1 protein-coding gene is annotated in these 286 nt (G+C 68.2%); it reads right to left on the bottom strand.

All coding sequences use genetic code 11. The features are described 5' to 3' along the window. Positions 1 to 180, bottom strand: a 180-nt coding sequence (locus tag DSP71_RS09125) for a GntR family transcriptional regulator (RefSeq protein WP_113680942.1), incomplete at its 3' end; no start/stop codon positions are given. Positions 181 to 286 lie beyond the last annotated feature (106 nt).

Here is a 286-nt window from a genome sequence, read left to right on the forward strand (position 1 = left end):
GGGTCGCGACTCGACCAGGCCGAGTCGGACGAGCTGCTGCATCGCCTTCTGCACCGTCACCGGGCTCGCCCCGTACTCGGCCATGAGGGCCCGGTTCGATGGCACCCGTGCACCGGGCGACGCCGAGGCGATCCACGCGCGCACGCCGGCGACGATGCGGTCACTGCTATCCTGACTCATGAAAGTAGACAGTAGCGTTATCGCCTCGCGATCGACAGTGCTATCGACGCGCGCCGGCCTGTGGTGGGGGCTCCTGGGCGTTCTCGCCTTCTCCTTCACCCTCCCG

It is taken from the genome of Microbacterium sp. H6 (genome assembly GCF_003314775.1).
In the GTDB taxonomy this organism is placed as follows: domain Bacteria; phylum Actinomycetota; class Actinomycetes; order Actinomycetales; family Microbacteriaceae; genus Microbacterium; species Microbacterium oxydans.